General features: G+C 37.2%; 13 protein-coding genes and 2 pseudogenes. 14 read left to right on the forward strand and 1 reads right to left on the reverse strand.

The window, feature by feature from the left end; translation table 11 throughout:
• Positions 1-140: 140 nt before the first annotated feature.
• Positions 141-1,535, forward strand: a complete 1,395-nt coding sequence (locus J2Y03_RS17295; RefSeq protein ID WP_310196092.1) for an RNA-guided endonuclease InsQ/TnpB family protein — start codon at positions 141-143, stop codon at positions 1,533-1,535.
• A 440-nt stretch (positions 1,536-1,975) separates the two neighbouring features.
• Here the strand turns inward: J2Y03_RS17295 and J2Y03_RS17300 are convergent, their stop codons facing one another.
• Positions 1,976-3,475: a DHA2 family efflux MFS transporter permease subunit gene (locus J2Y03_RS17300; RefSeq protein WP_310196094.1), complete on the reverse strand. Its 1,500-nt coding sequence runs from the start codon at positions 3,473-3,475 to the stop codon at positions 1,976-1,978.
• Positions 3,476-3,712: 237 nt separating this feature from the next.
• On the opposite strand from J2Y03_RS17300, the pseudogene J2Y03_RS17305 reads away from it, so the two are divergent.
• From J2Y03_RS17305 to J2Y03_RS17365, 13 genes and pseudogenes are all read left to right on the forward strand, one after another.
• A pseudogene (locus J2Y03_RS17305) lies at positions 3,713-4,042 on the forward strand (TSUP family transporter); the annotation flags it as partial.
• A gap of 143 nt (positions 4,043-4,185) precedes the next feature.
• Positions 4,186-4,752, forward strand: coding sequence for a DUF4256 domain-containing protein (locus tag J2Y03_RS17310; RefSeq protein WP_310196095.1), 567 nt, complete (start codon positions 4,186-4,188; stop codon positions 4,750-4,752).
• A 226-nt stretch (positions 4,753-4,978) separates the two neighbouring features.
• Positions 4,979-5,164, forward strand: a pseudogene (locus tag J2Y03_RS28955) (acyl-CoA dehydrogenase family protein); the annotation flags it as partial.
• A 62-nt stretch (positions 5,165-5,226) separates the two neighbouring features.
• Positions 5,227-6,150: a cysteine synthase A gene (gene cysK / locus J2Y03_RS17320; protein WP_310196099.1), complete on the forward strand. Its 924-nt coding sequence runs from the start codon at positions 5,227-5,229 to the stop codon at positions 6,148-6,150.
• 35 nt (positions 6,151-6,185) lie between these two features.
• Positions 6,186-6,632 (forward strand): hypothetical protein, encoded by a 447-nt coding sequence (locus J2Y03_RS17325; protein ID WP_310196101.1) that lies wholly within the window; start codon positions 6,186-6,188, stop codon positions 6,630-6,632.
• Between the two features lie 555 nt (positions 6,633-7,187).
• The gene (locus J2Y03_RS17330) at positions 7,188-8,729 is read left to right on the forward strand and encodes a response regulator transcription factor (protein WP_310196102.1); all 1,542 of its coding nucleotides are present in this window, start codon (positions 7,188-7,190) and stop codon (positions 8,727-8,729) included.
• A complete protein-coding gene (locus J2Y03_RS17335) occupies positions 8,726-10,516 on the forward strand; it encodes a sensor histidine kinase (RefSeq protein ID WP_396954218.1) in 1,791 nt (596 codons plus the stop codon). The genes J2Y03_RS17330 and J2Y03_RS17335 overlap by 4 nt, the downstream gene beginning before the upstream one ends.
• Positions 10,517-10,688: 172 nt before the next feature.
• Positions 10,689-11,978, forward strand: a complete 1,290-nt coding sequence (locus J2Y03_RS17340) for an ABC transporter substrate-binding protein (RefSeq protein WP_310196104.1) — start codon at positions 10,689-10,691, stop codon at positions 11,976-11,978.
• A gap of 165 nt (positions 11,979-12,143) precedes the next feature.
• Positions 12,144-13,073: a carbohydrate ABC transporter permease gene (locus tag J2Y03_RS17345; protein ID WP_132092133.1), complete on the forward strand. Its 930-nt coding sequence runs from the start codon at positions 12,144-12,146 to the stop codon at positions 13,071-13,073.
• On the forward strand, positions 13,066-13,890 hold the full coding sequence (locus tag J2Y03_RS17350) for a carbohydrate ABC transporter permease (protein ID WP_132092136.1): 825 nt from the start codon (positions 13,066-13,068) through the stop codon (positions 13,888-13,890). Before J2Y03_RS17345 ends, J2Y03_RS17350 begins: the two co-directional genes overlap by 8 nt.
• A 43-nt stretch (positions 13,891-13,933) precedes the next feature.
• A complete protein-coding gene (gene lacZ, locus J2Y03_RS17355; RefSeq protein ID WP_310196106.1) occupies positions 13,934-16,999 on the forward strand; it encodes a beta-galactosidase, LacZ type in 3,066 nt (1,021 codons plus the stop codon).
• Between the two features lie 276 nt (positions 17,000-17,275).
• The gene (locus tag J2Y03_RS17360; RefSeq protein ID WP_310196108.1) at positions 17,276-19,519 is read left to right on the forward strand and encodes an alpha-galactosidase; all 2,244 of its coding nucleotides are present in this window, start codon (positions 17,276-17,278) and stop codon (positions 19,517-19,519) included.
• A gap of 294 nt (positions 19,520-19,813) precedes the next feature.
• Positions 19,814-20,584, forward strand: coding sequence for a transporter substrate-binding domain-containing protein (locus tag J2Y03_RS17365; protein WP_310196110.1), 771 nt, complete (start codon positions 19,814-19,816; stop codon positions 20,582-20,584).
• Positions 20,585-20,602 lie beyond the last annotated feature (18 nt).

The raw sequence follows: 20,602 nt of genomic DNA on the forward strand, positions 1-20,602 counted from the left end.
AGCTTTAGATATGGGGATATAAGCTGTATATTGTCATATATTTTTGGATAATGTATGTACTCTCACTATACATTCTATGAAACTATTTGGTATAATAAAAGTATATAGAACATTTGTTCCGTGTATAGGAGGTGAACGCAATGTATAGTGCCTATAAAATACAAATACATCCGGACCATGAATTGTTCGATTACTGTGATTCTCTCTGTTTTAAAGCGAAAAACTTATACAATATTACCAATTACTATATTAGACAGGTTTACACTGCACTAAAAAAAGAAGTGAGAAATGAAAATCAACTTCAGGTTCTAATGGATATTGAAGCACATCTACCTAAAATGAATGAGATACGCCAGAAAAGTTATGAAAAAGCGATTGTGAAACCTAAGATTGTAGACAAAAATGGTAAAATAATTGAACCAATCTTTAAGCCATTTGAAATGCCCTATCACGAGAAATCATTTATTGGATATGGCTTTGTTGAAGCCCTATTTAAAGTGATGAAACAAGTAGATTACAATTCTATGCCCTCCCAGACCAATCAACAAACGATGAAAAAAGTATATGACGATTGGAAAAGTTACTTCGAAGCCTCAAAGAAATATAAAATCAATCCTGCCAGCTTTACTGGAAAACCAAAGATTCCAAAGTATAAACAAAAGAATGGACGCACAACTTGTTATTTAACCAATCAAATTACCAAGATTAAGAATGGAAATGTACTAAAATTACCAGGAACACATCTTCCTTTAAAATTGGGAAAGGTGGCTTATTCCGAAGGAAAACTGCAACAGGTTCGAATTGTTCCCTCCTATGGCCGCTATGTTGTAGAAGTTATTTTTAAGGGTAAGCAATCCAAGGAAATCGAAAGGTCTGAAAAGCAACTTAATAAATTGGTATTTGACCCGAAACTAGTAATGGGTATTGATTTAGGAGTTGATAACCTGGCAACTATCGTCGATAATACGGGGCTTAAGCCTCTGCTTATCAGGGGCACAAGGTTAAAATCTATCAATCAATACTATAATAAGTTAAGAGCGAAATATACAAGTATCATTCGAAATGGCAAAGGTCCAAAAGAAGGAAACTTTACTACTAACCACTTGATTTCGTTGGATCGAAAAAGAAATAACCGAGTCATGGATTTTTTGCATAAGGCGAGCGCTAAAGTGATAGAAATTGCTCTAGTAAGAAACATCGACACCATTATCATTGGAAGGAATGTTGGCTGGAAATGGGAGGTTCCTATGCAAAAGGGAATTAAGCAAACCTTCATCCAAATTCCCTATGCGACTTTCATTGAAATGATTCGTTACAAAGCCGAACGCAAAGGCATTCAGGTCATTGATAGGGAAGAAAGCTATACTTCCAAGTCTAGTTTCTTGAATCATGACCCCATTCCGACATTTGGAGAAGAACACCAAACTATTTTTAGTGGATATCGAAGCACTAGAGCTTTTTACAAAATTAAGGGCTCGAATGTTTTAATCCATGCGGATGTAAATGGCGCCTTTAACATCGTAATAAACATTTAAAGAATGCTTTTGAAGGACTTGAAAGACGACAATTCCTTCAAGCGCCACAGAAGATCTTCATCACGAAAAATAGACATGCAAAGCTGAAGGCTCCGGCCTGATGTAGTAGCGGGACTTGTGGTAGCCCACGTAAAGACAATGGTGCTTTTAAAGACTATTCTTTCGAAACCCCTTGCTTTAGCTATGGGGATATTCATTAAGTATAATATCTTAGTTTGTTTAAGGCCATTTAAAATAAAATTAAGTTGATAAACCGACCAACATCCATTGTGTTGTCAATTTAAAGTCCACACATGTTGAATGTGTGTCGCGGATAGTATTGAGGGATTAATCCGGTTAAAATTGAAAACCGCTTAGTAACATATACTTTGAACCGGAAAAAGGCCCAAGTGATTTCTCTTCACTTGGGCCTTTTTTTATGCTTACGGAAAAGTCTAATTCTATGCCAATTTACGGGTAACACTTTTCTTAGATGTATTTCCTTCTATTTTATCTTCTGGCTGCTTTGCCCGTTTGATAAAGAAGGATAGAAGCAGGGCAAAACAAGCAATTATGGTTGACAAAAAGAAAGTATAATTGATTCCTTCAAGCATGGCCTTCATGGCAATTTGCGCCTGTATTTCGGCCATACCTGCTTTTATAGCTTCATCCGTTAATTGAGCGGTGTATGATTTCGAATAATTAGACATAGCTGTTACCAAAAGGGCCGTACCGATGGCCGCGGATACCTGATTTATTGTGTTGTTCATGGCAGTACCGTGTGGATAGAGACTTGCTGGCAATTGATTTAAACCATTTGTTGAAACTGGCATCATCACCATTGATATGCCTAACATTCTTACAGCATGTAAAATCACTAAGTAATTGTAGGGTGTTGTAAAAGTTAATTTGCTAAAATAATAGGTTGTAATCGTTGTGATCATTAGGCCGATTATCGCTAACATACGCCCCCCAAACTTATCAAATAATCTTCCTATAATGGGTGACATAATGGCCATCAATAGCGCTCCTGGAAGCAGCAATAATCCGGTGTCTAACGGCGATATACCGCGTATTGTTTGGACATAGATAGGCAGAAGTAAAAACCCTGAAAACATTGCCATATTTACCACAATAGTAATCGTTGCAGATAGCGAAAACATTGGGTATTTAAACACACGAAAATTAAGCATGGGAAATTCTTGCTTTGTTTGCCGTAAGATAAACCATAATAGGGAGAAAACTCCAATTATAAGCGGCATATACACTAGCGCACTGTTCCAGCCTTTACTGCCAGCAGAACTAAAACCGAATAGTAACCCTCCAAAACCAATGCTTGATAACAAAAGCGAAAATAAATCAAGTTTAATATCGGTTTTATCCTTTTTGTCTTTGAGTGAGAAAAAGCCAATCAAAATAACGACAATAGCGATAGGCGTGATAAAGTGGAAAAGCATTCTCCAGTGATAGTGTTCAATGATCCACCCTGATAAAGTGGGACCTATTGCTGGAGCGAACATGATAATTAAACCAAAGACTCCCATCGCTGCCCCGCGCTTTTCAATCGGAAAGCTCACTAGCATGACATTCATTAATACCGGCATCATGATGGCTGCTCCAGCAGCTTGAAGAATCCGTCCAATTAATAAAATGGAAAAGAAATCGGTACTGCCGGCAATAATCGTCCCTAATGCAAATACGCTCATTGCAGCCAAGAATAATTGCCGGACTGAAAATTTTTGAAATAAGAATGCAGTTGTTGGAATCAAAACACCGTTCACTAGCATAAAGACTGTCGTTAACCATTGAACGGTTGCTGTGTCAATATCTAAGTCCTCCATTATCGATGGCAGTGCGATATTTAATAATGTATTATTTAAAAATGTAATAAATGTGCCAATCATAAGTACAGCAAGAATCCCATACGGGGGACGATGAGTCTTTTTTAACGAATTATTCATGGTATCTCTCCTTTGTGTATAAAGACTCTCGGTAATTTCAGAATTGGACGGGATCGTGCTTTTTCAAAAAAAACACTCACCTCTATTTAAGTAAGCGTTAACAATAATCACGTACTATTTTAACCTCTCTAATAAAAAAAAGCATTCTCCAAAACTGCTTGATTATAGCATATAGTTGTCTGTAATTGCTGTTTATATCTTATTTATAGAACAAGCGGACTTTTTGTGCCGGCGGCTTTTGTTGGAATTGTCTGTGGTATTTTGTCAGGGACATTTGGAATTGGTTCGGCTCCTTTTATCCAGATTGGGTTATTGACTATTTTAGGATTATCCCTTCAGAAATCAGTTAGAACAACTATGCTGGTCATTTTGCCAATTGCTTTAGCTGGCGGGGTCGGCTATTATTTTAAGGGATACCTTGATGTCCTGCTACTTCTGCAAGTATTGCTAGGAACGATGGTTGGTTCATATATTGGTGCGAAATTTACGAATTTTGTACCACTCCCAGTTTTAAAAGGTGCAATGGTACTCACGCCGATTGTAGCGGGGGCCATCTTGCTGTTTTAATACCGGTGTTTATGGATATTGTTAAAAAATTTGGCAAGGATTACTGATATACCTAAATACAAAAGAACAAACGGGAAAAGAAAGCGATAATGAAGCAATTTTAAAAAAGCAGTTTTAAACATATTCTACGAGGAGGTTTTAGTATGAAGAATGAAAAAAGGGAGTTGTCACCTGAACAACGTGAAGAAATACTCGGGGCATTGAAAGCCCGTTTTGAGAAAAACTTGAATCGGCATAAAGGACTTGAATGGGATAATGTACAAGCAAGGCTAGAAACGAATCCTGAAAAACTGTGGTCACTTAATGAAATGGAAACAACTGGCGGTGAACCAGATGTTATTGGTCTTGATACAAAAACAGGCGAATTCATTTTTTATGATTGTTCATCTGAAAGTCCTAAAGGCCGCAGAAGTGTTTGTTATGACCGTGAAGCGTTGGAGTCAAGGAAACAGCATAAACCAAATAATAGTGCTATGGATATGGCTGCTGACATGGGTATTGAGATATTAACGGAAGAACAATACCGTGAGCTGCAGAAACTTGGAAATTTCGATACGAAAACATCGAGCTGGGTGATAACACCTGCTAATATTAGAAAACTCGGTGGGGCCATCTTTTGTGACCGTCGCTACGACACTATCTTTGTCTACCACAATGGAGCAGACTCCTATTATGCTGCCAGGGGTTTCCGCGGCTCGCTAAGGGTCTAAATTTTGCTGTGAAACGCCGCCCGGTGAAGGGATGTAGGTGGCTTATACCCATGTGGAAAGATTTAGCAATAAGGTTATAACATCAAAACTCTTTTGTTATTTTAAAGAAGGCAACTACCCCTTATATCAATTTTTAAAGAAGCAGCCTGTAGATTTACGAGTTGATGAACATGATATCCAGCAAAAATTGCAATCCTTTTATAATGGTGACAGTCTGAACTTCAAAGATATTGCTCGGATTCGTCTTGAAACGGCATATTTAACGCTTGAGGCTGTTCAAGAGAGTATACTGCACAACGGCAGTGCAGGATATATACAGGATAGTGCACCATCTCGAAGACTACGCGAAGCCTATTTCTTTGCAAATTTGACACCAACAGTAAAACACTTGGAAAAAGTTCTAAATGGTTAAATGTTTTCCCCCGTTGGAATTTACCATCGGGGATTTTTTAAATATCGAAGGGTGGAAGGACAATGAAACTTTACAGTTCAATTCTTGACTTAATTGGGAAAACTCCAATTGTAAAATTAAATAAATTACCTGATCCAACAGGAGGGGAAGTATACATAAAATTGGAATCATTCAACCCTGGAGGAAGTGTTAAAGACCGTGCGTCCATTAATATGATTGAACGTGCAGAAAAAGAGGGAAAATTAATTCCAGGAAAAAGTACTGTGATTGAACCGACTTCTGGTAATACTGGTATTGGCATTGCCATGGTATGTGCAGTAAAAGGGTATCGTTGTATTATTACCATGCCTGATAATGCGACAAAAGAACGGATCAAAATCATGAAAGCCTATGGAGCGGAAGTCCACCTAACTCCAGCAAGTTTGCGAATGCAAGGGTCTATTGATGAAGCAAACCGAATAGCTGAATCTATATCTGATTATTTTATTCCCATGCAATTTGAGAATTCTGCAAATGCTGACGCACATCGTGAAACAACTGCAGTTGAGATTCTTGAAGCATTTGAAGGGAAATTGGATGCCCTTGTGTTGACTGCAGGTACTGGTGGAACGGTAACTGGGGTTGGGGAAGAGCTAAAAAAGCAGATTCCAAACTTGAAAATTTATGTAGTCGAACCGTATGGGTCCCCTGTTCTTTCAGGTGGTGAGCCTGGACCCCATAAAATCCCAGGAACAGGACCGGGCTTTATTCCTTCGATATTAAATCGTGCTATTTTTGATGAAATTTTGCTCATCAAGGATGAAGATGCTCAAGTGACTGCACGCCGGCTTGCTGCAGAAGAAGGAATTTTTGTAGGTGCGTCAGGAGCAGCTTCAACCTATTTTGCTGTCGAGGTAGCAAAAAAGCTGCCATCTTCAGCTAGAATTCTTTGCTTAGCTCCAGACACGGGAGAGCGTTACCTGTCTTCAGATTTATTTCTGGGTTGATTTTTAAGGGAATTGAAGGATTTTTATTAGGTATTATGAGTGCAATACTAGGAAAAGGTCTTTGTCTAGTTAGTAAAATGGGCAGGACGGTTCGCGGTGCAGAGATTGCTATGATGGTAGGTATTTCGTTTACAACTTTGATCTTCGGAGGTGTGACCAGTGCATCGATGACGACATTTGGAAAGGTACAGAATGAGATTGGCAAACGTGTTGGCCTGCATCCATACCGTCGTGCCAATCTACTTGATGGTTTTGCTAATGCTATCGTACTAGTAGTACCTTTTTTAAGTGTCTTTGTATTCCTCGGTGCTTTGCTGTCAAAAGGTTATGATTTTGTTGCACCGCTTTTACTAACACAAGTAAGCAGAGGTATGATATATTGCATGGTACTGTTCTTGGTTCTATTGTTCTCTATCATCACGGGATGGGGCCGCCAATATGAAGGTTTGGAAGGCAAAGCGGTTAGCCATCCTCAAGAATAGTAAACAAGATACTAAGTCCCGGTTCTCACATATGGTGAGAGCCTTTTTTATTTATGTCTGAACACTTACATTACAAAAGATACATAATGGTAGTACAACTGTAGACATTTGTCAGGTTGTGTATTTTGCTAGATTCTATTGTCATTTTTGAAGATTATTCATAAAAAACACACCTTGTAAACGACAAATTCCTTTCCTGAAAACAAGCAAAAGTTCCTATAACTAAAAGGAATATCATCCCACTAATCAAACGTTTGATTAGTGATATCGGTATTAACTAAACGTTTGATTAGAATAGCTGTACAGCCTATCAATATAGTATTTGTACCTGATTAGTAGAAAGGAAATTGTCGAGAAGATGATTAAGTAGTAAAGGGTGAAGGTTCTCCAATTTCATTAATTAGACAGGTAATGTATTGTCAGTAGTATTCACCCCTATTAACCTATATTTGGTATTCGCTACCATCTTCATAGAATATAAGCGATAAACTAGTTTTGATGTGTATAATAAATATATGAATATTTATAAAAATGATTTGCAATAGAGGTGAGCATATGGCAACGAAAGAACTAAGTAAAATTGTTATTGTGGATGATGAAATTTTAATAAGACAAGGCATAAAACATTACCTGAATTGGGAGCATGAAGGTTTTCAAATTGTGGGAGAAGCCTCTAATGGTAAGGAAGCACTTGAAATCATTGAACGGACCCGTCCAAACATTGTGTTAACGGATATTGTCATGCCGATTATGGATGGAGAAGAATTGACAAGAATCGTTAAATCAAAATATCCAGATATCGAAATCATTATACTAAGCAGTTTTGGTGAATTTGACTACGTTCGTTCTACCTTCCAAAGTGGAGTGGTTGATTATATATTAAAGCCTAAGCTTGATGCAAATACGCTGTTAGAAGTGCTAAATAAAGCATTGAGTAGAATACCAACTACTGAATTAAATGAGGCAGAGCAGCAGGAGAGAATGTCTGTAAATCATGTAATTGAAAAGTTAATTTCTGGTTTTGAAGCGGATTATAATGCAGAGCTGCTAGCAAGGGTGTTTCCCTATGACAGCTTTTATTTATTAGGGGTAGTTTTTAGTGGAAATATTCCTAGAAGTGATCAAATTCAAGTCCAAGAACGTATCATGCAGCAGTACCAATCTTATTTAGCTCAAGCAACCTATCATGCCATTACCTTTGATAAAAATGAAACCGCGCTCATTCTAAATGTAAACAAAGACAGGTCCCAGGAGGTCCTGGATTTCGCAAAAAGAGCTGCGGAAACCCATACAGATATGGGATTTGTTCTCAGTGAGCGATTCTTTGACCTATCACAAATAGGATCTATCTATAATGAAAAAGTATCAAAATTGATACAATATAGATTTTACTTTTCAAACATCCCTCTTTTACGGGAACAGGATTTACAACGAGAACTACCAGATATTGAAGCTTTTAACATGGAATGGTTCACAAAAGAATGTAAGCATAGTCGTTTTCTGGAAGCTTTCAGCTATTTGCAAGAATATGTATCTGTATCTTCAAAATGTTACACAACGGATGTATTTGAATTTAAATCATTCTTTGAAAATATCATCTTTACCATTACTGTCATTCTTAATAACATGGAATACGATGTAGCTGAAATAGTGAGTTCCAAGTACGAGTATTTTAGATCAATTAACGAGGCTAATTCATCTAATGAGACAGTAGAACATCTAAATAGATTCATTGAACAAGTGAACAAAAACTTACATTCTGAGAAAAATCAACCTAGTAATTTGAATATGAAGAAACTCCTGCAATATATTGATGACCATTATGCAGATCAACTCAGCCTTGCAGATGTAGCAGAGCATTTTCATTTTAATCCTTCCTATTTATCTAACTACTTTTCTACACATAATAAAGAAGGATTCATTGAGTATTTGAACAAGGTTCGAATTGAAAAAGCTTCACAGCTCCTACTTAAGGATACAGCACCTATTTCAGAAATTAGTGGAATGGTAGGTTATTCAGATCACAGCTATTTCTGTAAAGTATTTAAAAAGATAAATGGAATGTCGCCTAGTAAATTTAGAAGAAAACACAATTGAAAATTAAAGATGGGATGTATATGAGAATAAAACCTGAACGATTTAGATATAACAGTCTATTTAGTAAAATGTTTCTTATCACAGTACTAATCATTGTTACAATATCCTCACTTATCACTTGGACGACATTCCGGATGTCAGAGCGGTTTTTTATTGAGCGGTTTAGTTTTAACAATAGTAAGGTTATGGAGCAGATAAAGGAGAGTTTAGGAACGTTTCATTACTCGATTGTGATTGCTTCAAATAACCTGATGAACAACGGAACAATTAAGAGTTTCCTCTCCGGTACGCACTCAAACCGCATGCTGGGGACCTATTATTATAATGTAAAAAAACAAATGGACAATATCAAAACAAGTGTAGAAGCCTACGATGTTGAGATTTTGGTTTATGGTATGAATGGGATTAGTTTTGCAGCACCAGAAAGGCCTTCATGGGCAAAATCTGATAAAGTGCTGCAGAATCACTTCATTACCACAAACACACTCAAACATCCTAGAAAACTGTTATTTCATCTAGAACAACCAAAAGATCAAACACAGGGTGATAGGGTAATTGTTGCTTCAAAGGCATTTATGGAGCCAACTTCAAAATACACTTATGGAACGATGTACTTTACGATTCAAGAAAAAGATTTTAGAAAGTTTTATAGCAGCTATACAAGCTTAGGTAATGATGTGTTAGTAATGGATCAGTCTGGTACGATTTTATCGAGTAATCGTACTGAGTTGATTGGAAATAAAGAAGTGGAGCTCTTGGATTATGCGGTGCAACTAGAGAAGCAAGAAAAGAATTATATGAATGCAGATTTTAAGGGTACAGACCATCTGATCATGATAGAGTATCTGCCTACCTTCGATTTGTACCTAGTAAATTTAATTGATAAGAAAGCTGCTTTTGAAAATATTATTGATAAAAAGTCGATTGTACTTATCTGTTTACTATTCATCTTTCTAGCGATTATCATTGTTTTTTTTGCTTCTAGAAAGGTAACAAATTCGTTGTCAAATCTAGTAAAACAAATTGAAAATACCCCCAAAAATGAATTTGATCATTATATACCTGTAACAGGTACGTACGAAACGATACAAATTGGTCAAGCCTTCAACTCAATGCTTGATGAGCTTCATGAGTATGTTGATAAGCTCGTACTTATCCAAAATCAGAAACGTAATGCCGAATTAGCAGCATTGCAGCAGCAGATCAATCCACATTTCTTATATAATACGCTAACATCTATCAAATTCATGGTGCAGCAAGGTGGAAAAGAAGAGGCAGCCGAAACGGTCAATGCGTTGATATCCTTATTACAAAATACAATAGGTAATATTAGTGAAACCATAACTGTGAAGCAAGAAATAGACAATTTAAAAAGCTATATCTTAATTAATCAGAAACGCTATGGTGAACGAATTAGAGTGAATTATTTTATAGAGCCGGAGTGTAACGAAATCCAAATTCCAAAATTAATTTTACAACCCTTTATTGAAAACTCTTTCTTTCATGGTTTCAATAAAAAGAGTGGAGGGACGATTAATGTCCTCGTTTGGAAGGAAGGGGCAACCCTTATTTGCGAGGTATTAGATAATGGTGACGGAATGGAAGTATCTGCAGATAACAATCTTCCGGATACGAAACGCAAAAGGGAGATGTTCAGTGGTATAGGTGTTCGAAACGTCGATGAGCGAATACGGTTGATTTATGGTGAAGCTTATGGTGTTTCAATCTCAAGTAAAATAGGTGAAGGGACGAAGGTTCGTATTTCAATTCCGATAGTTACTAACTAAAAATAGTCATAGAAACTAAAAATAGTACAAGTGAATAAATGGAAACGCATTCAATGTACAAAAATATCACAAATTTACAAAAATATCGTCCTAACTTGTACTCTCTAAGTGATGATAACATAGTAATTGTAGATGGGATAACGCTTACAAAAACGAATTAGGGGGTTAATAGATGAAAAAATTATTAGCATTATTACTGGTAAGTATGCTTTTGTTGGTCGCGTGTTCTTCTGGGTCTTCAAATGGTAAAGAATCAAAGGAAAACTCAGCGGATGCAAATGAAATTACAGTTTGGGCTTGGGATCCAAGCTTTAACATCAAAGCATTAGAATTAGCGAAAGAAGCTTATGCAGCTGAGAATCCAGACCTTAAAGTTAACATTATTGAAAATGCTCAAGATGACATTGTTCAAAAACTTAATACGTCTTTAAGCTCTGGTACTACTAAGGGATTACCAAATATCGTGTTAATTGAAGATTATCGTGCAAAAAGTTTCCTGCAAGCATATCCAGATATGTTCCATCCACTAACTGGATCTTATAAAACAGAAGATTTTGTTCAATACAAAGTAGAAGCAACAAGTGTAGATGGTGAAAACTATGGACTTCCTTTTGATACTGGAGTAACTGGATTATATGTTAGAACAGATTATTTAGCAGAAGCAGGTTATACCGTTGAAGATCTACAAAACATCGACTGGAAAGAATACATTGAAATTGGAAAGAAAGTAAAAGAAGCAACTGGTAAAAGATTGCTTACTTACGACCCAAATGATTTAGGAATTCTTCGTACCATGATTCAATCAGCAGGTAAGTGGTACGTGAAGGAAGATGGTACTACACCTGATTTAGCAGATAATGAAGCCCTTAAATTATCATTCAAAATTTATAAAGAACTTGTCGATAATGATTTAATGAATTTCCATTCAGACTGGAATGAGTTTTTAGCTACATTTAATAGTGGAAAAGTTGCTACAGTCACTACTGGTAACTGGATTACCCCTTCAATAAAGGCTGAAACATCACAATCAGGAAAATGGGCAGTAGTGCCACATCCTAGTCTGCCGGGTATGGAATCCGTTAATGCTTCTAACTTAGGTGGTGCATCATGGTACGTACTAGATGCTCCGGGTAAAGAAAATGCAGTAGATTTCCTTACAAAAACTTTTGGTTCGAATGTAGATTTGTATCAAAAATTAGTTACAGATGTTGGTGCTGTCGGTACTTATATCCCAGCTACTAAGGGAGAAGCATATAAGACAGGTGATGAATTCTTTGGCGGTCAGTCAATTGTATCAGATTTTTCAAAGTGGGCTGAAGAAATTCCACAAGTAAACTATGGTATGCACACATATGCGATTGAGGATATTTTAGTTGTGGCTATGCAGAATTACCTTAATGGTCAAGACCTTGATAAAGTATTAAAAGAAGCACAAGAACAAGCGGAAACGCAAATTAAATAATTTGCCTTGAATTTAACCTCGTATATTTTATAAGAAATAAGATATGAGAGATTAAGCCTCGGAACTCGCCTGCTTCTTTCAAAAAGGTACTATGAAGCGATTACATTCGTAGGTGAGCACTTCCGAGGCTATTCTTATATCGAAATAAGTAGGGAGTTGAAAAAGTTGATACAAGCAACTACGAAGCAGAGCATACAGCCCAAATCAAGAAAATATAATAACAAACTTCGTTTTAAAAATGGATTAATTGGCTGGTCGTTTATTACTATAGCAACGGTGATGATTTGTTTATTTTATTTCTATCCAATGGCCCAAGCACTCATTCTCTCTTTTCAATCAGGTGCGGGTTCAAATCTACAATTTGTAGGTTTCGATAATTACATTCGGTTATTTACAGATCCGACATTTATAGCTGCTGTGAAAAACACAGTCATCTATCTCATCATCCAAGTACCAATCATGATCATTCTAGCATTGCTTATATCTGTTTTGTTAAATGATAAGAAATTGAAACTAAAAGGATTCTTTCGAACAGCGATATTTTTGCCGTGTATTACATCACTTGTAGCGTATTCTGTAGTATTCAAATACCTATTTGGTTCAGACGGAATCATTAACCAAATGCTCATAAATGTTTCTCTTATATCAGAGCCGATACAATGGCTGACGGATCCCTTTTGGGCAAAAGTAACCATTATCATTGCAATAACATGGCGTTGGACAGGCTACAATATGATTTTCTATTTATCTGCTCTTCAAAACGTGGATAACTCCATATATGAAGCAGCTAAGATGGATGGTGCAAATGCATTCCAACAATTCTTTAAAATTACGATTCCAATGCTGAAGCCAATTATCCTTTTTACATCTATTACATCAACTATCGGTACACTTCAATTGTTTGATGAGGTTATGAATATAACAAAGGGTGGACCAGGAAATGCAACGTTAACCATTTCACAGTATATCTACAATCTATCATTCAAATATACGCCTGATTTTGGCTACGCAGCAACTGTCTCATATGCAATTGTTATCATGATCGTCATCTTTTCTATCATTCAGTTCAAAGTAGCAGGTGATAAAAATGCATAATATTAAACGAACATTCATTTATATCATTCTATCAATCTTTACAATCATTTCTATCTTTCCATTTATCTGGATGATTGTGAGTGCAACGAATAAATCTGTTGATGTTACAGGAGGGAGATTATTACCAGGAACTCATTTGGCGGAGAATTTCCGAAATCTTTTGAATGTGGTAGACCTTGTTCCTGCATTAACAAACTCCGCCATTATATCCATTACAACTACCGTTTTATCTCTAATCATTGCATCTCTTGCTGGCTACGGTTTTGAAATCTACAGAAGTAAAGCAAAGGATGTTGTATTTACTATTTTGCTTGTTTCGATGATGATTCCTTTTGCTGCACTAATGATACCTTTATTCCGAATGTTTGGGACCATCTCTCAAATTGCACCTGGGATTGGTATTGATACATTAACATCTGCCATGTTACCAAGCATTACAACGGCTTTTCTGATCTTTTTCTTCAGACAAAATACAAAGATGTTTCCTAGAGAGCTACTTGAAGCTGGAAGAATCGATGGTTTAACAGAGCTTGGTGTTTTCTTCCGTATTTTTGTACCGACGATGAAAACAACCTATGCAGCCGCTGCTATTATTACTTTCATGGCAAGCTGGAATAATTATTTGTGGCCACTCGTTGTGCTGCAGTCTCCAGAAAACCATACGATTCCATTGCTTATATCGAATCTTGGGTCTAGTGCTGCACCTGACTTTGGCATTATTATGACAACCATTGTGATCGCAACGTTACCAACAGCACTGATCTTCTTCTTGCTTCAAAGACATTTCGTAGCAGGAATGATGGGATCCGTAAAATAATAAACCAACGTTTGATAGAAGACTAGAAAGGAAGAGTAGGAATATGACAAATACTCAAATCAAAGAAAATACACAAGCGCAAGTTCCATCTGTAGATTGGCTTACTGATTTAAATGTGTTTGCCGTTAATAGGGTTCCGGCACATTCTGATCATGTGTACTATGCCACAATGGAGGAAGCGGAAGAAGCTTCTGCCATGAAGATGCGCCATGACTTGAACGGAAATTGGAAATTTCATTATTCTATTAATCCAGACTCAAGACCAGAGCGTTTTTATGAGCTTGGCTTTGAATGCTCGGCTTGGGGGAATATCAAAGTTCCTGGCCATATCCAGTTACAAGGATATGGAACTCCACAATATGTGAATACAATCTATCCATGGGATGGGCATAGAGATGTACGTCCACCAGAAATCCCAACGGATTTTAATCCAGTTGGTAGCTATGTGAAGTATTTTAAAGTGCCTGAGAGTATGGACAACAAGCCTGTTTATATTTCATTCCAAGGTGTAGAATCAGCTTTTTTTGTCTGGTTAAATGGTGAATTTGTTGGGTACAGTGAAGACAGCTTCACTCCTGCTGAGTTTGAATTGACTTCTTTCCTAACTGAAGGAGAAAATAAGCTTGCTGTTGAGGTGTTCCAACGTAGTACCGGTAGTTGGCTTGAAGATCAAGACTTTTGGAGATTTTCAGGTATATTTAGAGATGTATATTTATATACAGTACCTGAAATTCATGCACAAGATATCCACATTCATACCGAGCTTGACTCTTCCTATAAGAATGGAGAGCTTAAAGTAGATCTAACGTTTCTGTCAAACGTTCCCGCAGGATCCAAAATAATAGCAGAGCTTTGTGATGACAAAGGAAACCTTGGAGCGAAAAAAAGCAGCGAACTTACCGGTGAAAATAGTTCAGTATCGATAGAAGTGGAAGCTCCGAAACTTTGGAGTGCGGAAAACCCTTATTTGTATAAACTCTATATCCAAATTTATAACGCTACAGGCGTACTTGTAGAGGTCATTCCCCAAAAGGTTGGGTTCAGAAAGTTTGAGCTTGTTGATAAAATCATGCTGCTTAATGGTGAAAGAATTGTGTTCAAAGGTGTAAATCGTCATGAATTCAACTGCCGTAGTGGCCGTGCGATTACAAAAGAAGATATGCTTTGGGATATTAAAACATTGAAACAAAACAATATCAATGCAGTTCGTACTTCTCATTATCCAAATCAAAGTTATTGGTACGAGTTATGTGATGAATATGGTATTTATGTGATTGATGAAATGAACTTGGAAACACATGGTACATGGCAATGGATGGGAGTAGTTGAACCTTCACGGAATATTCCCGGCAATAACCCTGAATGGCAGAATATTGTTTTAGACCGGGCAATTTCCATGGTCCAAAGAGATAAGAACCATCCATCCATCTTAATTTGGTCATGTGGTAATGAGTCCTATGCTGGTGAGGTAATCCTAAATGTATCCCGTTACTTCAAATCTGTTGACCCAAGCCGTCTTGTGCATTATGAGGGTGTATTCCATAATCGTGACTATAACGACAGCAGTGATATGGAGAGCCGTATGTATGCGAAGCCGGCAGATATTGAGGAATATTTGAATGATAACCCACAAAAACCTTATATAAGCTGTGAGTATATGCATGCCATGGGTAATTCTCTTGGAGGAATGGACAAATATACCGTCCTTGAAAAAAAATATCCGATGTATCAAGGTGGATTTATTTGGGATTATATTGATCAATCGCTAGTAAAGAAGGACCGCTATGGTCAAGAATTTTTTGCATACGGAGGAGATTTTGGGGATCGTCCTTCAGACTATGGATTCTGTACAAATGGGATCGTATATTCAAATCGAGAGCTATCACCAAAGATGCAGGAAGTTAAATATTTATACCAGAATATTAAGCTAAATGTTGATAAATCTGGGGTTACCATTATAAATGAAAGTTTATTTGAAGATACATCTGACTATGATTTGGAATACATTCTATACCTAGAGGGGAAAGAATTGTATAGGAATCAGGACCAAGTAGTGATTCTGCCGCAAAATGAAGGTCGAGTTGAATTTAAATGGCCGGCTGAATTACTAAATGAAGCTGGTGAATATGTCATCCATACCTCATTGAAACTAAAAGAGGAAAAGCTTTGGGCGAACGCTGGTTATGAGCTTGCCTTTGGCCAATATGTGTTTGAGGATATCCAAAAAATTGCTCAAATTCCTAGTGGGAATCTAAGAGTAGCATACGGTACACAAAACATTGGTGTGCATGGTACTGATTTTACAATCATGTTTTGTAGAAAGGCCAAAAGTCTTATTTCTATGAAATATGGAGGTAGAGAGATGATTGAAGCTCCACTGCTTCCACTATTCTGGAGAGCTACTACTGATAATGACAGAGGATTTTCTCAAGGGTTTACCTCAGGTTGCTGGTATGCAGCTAGCCTAGCGCGTCAATCCGTTGGGTTGGATGTAAAGGAACAGGCTGATAAAGTAGAGGTTACGTTTACCTATAAGTTTTCGATTCATTCAGAAATTGAAGTGAAAAATACTTTTACAGTATTCGCAGATGGAAGTGTGCGTGTTAAATCAATCTATCATGGTGCTGAAAACCTTCCACAAATGCCGATTTTTGCAGTTTCATTCAAGGTTTCTGCAGATTACGACCAATTAGAATGGTACGCAATGGGACCTGAGGAGAATTATTCAGATCGTGCAGCCGGGGCAAGACTTGGAGTATTTACCAATAAGGTTGCTGACAATTTATCGGGATATGTAAAACCGCAAGAGTCTGGCAACCGCACTGGAGTACGCTGGGTAAACCTCACAAACAGTGACGGACATGGTATCAAGATTTCTTCTACTTCTCGTCCAGTAGAATGTAATTTTTCACCGTATACCGCATTTGAATTAGAGAATGCGGCACATCATTATGAACTGCCTAATGTACACTATACAGTTGTTACCGTTGCGGGGAAACAAATGGGCGTTGGCGGGGATGATAGCTGGGGAGCGCCAGTTTACCCAGAACATCTAGTGAAAGCAAATGAAGACATGGAATTTGAATTTGTGATTCAACCAATTAAATAATCTAGATGGTAAAGAGCTTGAATTAAATCTCAGGCTCTTTACTTTTATTTTAGGCTGTGTTAAAGGATACTGTTGATTTTAGAACCTGTTGATTGGAGCGAAAGGGGCTCGACTCCTGCGGGAAGAACGAGCTGAGTGAGACCCCGCAGGTCGGAACGACCGAGGAGGCTCACGGGCGAGCCCGCGGAAAGCGTAGCCCCTGTAGCGCAAATCAACAGCCAAGTTTAACACAGCCTTATTTTAAAGAAGATATCAAGCCTTGGAAGGGGTATATGCATGCATATCTATGTTAACGAACAATCCAACCAATTTCATTTAACAAACGGAAAGATTAGTTATATAGTCAATGTCCTTAAAAACGGAAGTCTTGGTCATTTATACTTTGGAAAAGCTATCAGACATCGTGACGATTTCTCCCATCTCCAGAGAAATGATGTCCCTACACCTGCAAGCTGTCATTTCTTTCAGGATGATCTTGCTTTCTCATTAGAAACAACTCGCCAAGAATTCCCTGTCTACGGAAAAGGTGATTTCCGTGATGCTGCAATTGAACTTGAAACAAGTGAAGGTAGAATAGGGAATCAATTTACATACAAGGATTATGAAATTTTACAAGGGAAACCAAAGCTAGAAGGATTACCTGCTACCTATGCTGATGGAACTGAGGCAACAACATTAACCATTAGGTTAGTTGATGATACAACGGATACTGAACTACTTTTAACCTATTCCATCTTTCATCATTTTCCTGCTATCACGAGAAGTGTAACGGTGAAAAATGCAGGTTCAGAAGACTTGTATATAAAAAAGATCATGAGTTCTTCAATTGACTTTCCAGATAGTGATTTTTCAATGGTGCACTTATCAGGAACTTGGTCTAGAGAAAGACATATAAAAGAACGTGAATTAGTCCAAGGAACCCACTCCATTTCCAGTATACGTGGAGCAAGTTCGCATCATCATAATCCATTTATCGCGCTGAAAAGAAACGATGCAACAGAGCATGTTAATGAGGTGTACGGGTTCAATTTTATCTATAGCAGTAATTTCTTAGCCCAGGTTGAAGTTGACCACTATCAAGTTACGCGAGTGATGATGGGGATTCACCCACATCAGTTTAAGTGGAAATTAGCACCTGATGAAAGTTTCCAAGCTCCAGAGGTCGTGATGGTATATTCTGATGAAGGGTTAAATGGAATGAGTCAAACCTTTCATGATTTATACCGAAATCAGTTAATCCGCGATCCATGGAAAACAGATGAAAGACCAATTTTGATCAACAATTGGGAAGCAACCTATTTTGATTTTAACGAAGAAAAACTAGTAAACATTGCGGAAAGTGCGAAGGAACTAGGGATTGAGTTGTTTGTGTTAGATGATGGCTGGTTTGGGAAGCGAAATGATGATACTTCTTCACTTGGAGATTGGTTTGAAAATGAAGAAAAATTACCGAACGGTTTAACTTCGTTGGCACAAAAGTTGAATAACATGGGGATGAAGTTTGGACTATGGTTTGAACCTGAAATGATAAATCCAAACAGTCAATTATATAATGATCATCCTGAATGGGTTGTAGGGAGACAGGGAGAGCATTTTACATTTGGACGGAATCAGCTTGTGTTGGATTTCTCTAGAAATGATGTAGTGGAGTATATTTATGAGAAAATGGCAGGCATCATTCGGAAAACACATCTGTCCTATATTAAGTGGGATATGAACCGTAATATCACGGATGCGTATTCGGCTGCCTTAGGGCTTGAGCAGCAAGGAGAGTTCTTTCATCGCTATATCTTAGGGGTGTACTCTTTATATGAAAAATTAACAAATGAATTTCCTGATGTATTATTTGAATCCTGTGCAGGCGGTGGCGGCAGGTTTGATCCTGGTATGTTTTATTATGCTCCACAAGCATGGACAAGTGATGACACAGATTCAATTGAACGTCTAAAAATCCAATATGGGACCTCACTTGTTTATCCAATCTATAGTATGGGTTCGCATGTATCTGCTTCACCAAACCATCAAACCATGCGTTCTACTTCGATAGATACAAGAGCCAATACTGCGTACTTTGGTACGTTTGGATATGAACTTAATCCACTCGAGTTGAGTGAGGAAGAAAGAAAGATTATTAAGGAGCAGGTCCAGTTCTATAAAAGGCACCGAAAGCTTGTACGCGATGGGGATTTTTATCGCCTATTAAGCCCTTTTGAAAACAATGAGACAGCGTGGATGATAGTTTCTAAGGACAAATCAGAAGCCTTAGTTGGCTGGTATAAAGTACTGGCAACTCCTAATCCAACAAAACAACAAGTTCTTGGACTAAAAGGATTAGCTGCAAATATTTTATATGAAATAGAAAACATAGGTGAAGCCTTTTATGGCGATGAACTAATGTATCACGGCGTAACATTGCCAACTGAATTTAATGGTTCAAATCATCACAAAGCAAAACGTGGAGGAGATTATCAATCAACTGTCTATTATTTAAAGGCAAAGTTGGATGTAAATAGGGTGTAAGAGATGGAGTCATCTAAACACAGCTTGTTTAAAAAATAAGAAATACCATTCGGCCCTGGTACAAAACCGGGCCATTTTTGTGTGAACCTTTTTAGTTCCTTAAGTGTTTAATTGACAAGAATCGCTATACTTCTGGCCGTTCCAGGCACTGCAGTTATTATTGAGATTTTTATGTTTATTAACTGAAATGAATTTTTATACCAAAAATTTGTACTTTTATAATGGTTAATTAAATGCTATATTAATAGAGTATTAATTATATTAACAATAATCTAAAAAATAGGGGTGCTTTTAATGAAAAAATTTGGTTTATTTAGTTTGTTTTTAATTCTTACTCTCTTTATCGCAGCTTGTGGAAGCAAGGAAACAGCTGGAGAGAATGCGGATAGTGAAAAGGTATATAAAGTTGGTGTAGATACAACGTATCCTCCATTTGAATTTAAAGAAGGAGACGAGTATAAGGGTATCGATATCGAATTAATTCAAGCAATTGCGAAAAACCAAAGGTTTGAAATCGAACTTTCTGCAATGGATTTTGGCGGAATTATCCCAGCTATGCAAGCCAATCAACTGGATGTGGCTATTGCCGGAATGAGTATTACAGAGGATAGAAAAAAGATTGTAGATTTCTCAACACCATATTTTGACGCTGGATTAGTAGTTGTTGTTAAAGAAGATAATTCAACTACTAAATCCGTTGATGACCTTAAAGGGAAAAAAGTTGCTGTTAAAAAAGGTACGACAGGTGCGAAATATGCAGTAGATAATGCTTCAAAACTAGGAATTGAAGTTGTTCAATTTAACGATAGTCCTGCGATGTTCCAAGAAGTATCCAATGGAAATGCAGATGCACTAATTGAAGATTACCCTGTTATCTCTTATGCCATTGCCCAGAAGGATCTAGGGTTAAAGCTTGTGGGAGACCGTTTGAATGGAGATCAATACGGAATTGCTGTATTGAAAGGGGAAAACAAGGAGTTATTAGAAAAAATTAATAATGGACTTGCTGAGCTTAAAAAAGACGGAACGTATGATAAAATTTTAAAAACGTATCTTGGTGAATAAATATAAATTAATGGGCGC

The organism is Neobacillus niacini (assembly GCF_031457145.1).
Classification (GTDB): domain Bacteria; phylum Bacillota; class Bacilli; order Bacillales; family Cytobacillaceae; genus Neobacillus; species Neobacillus niacini_J.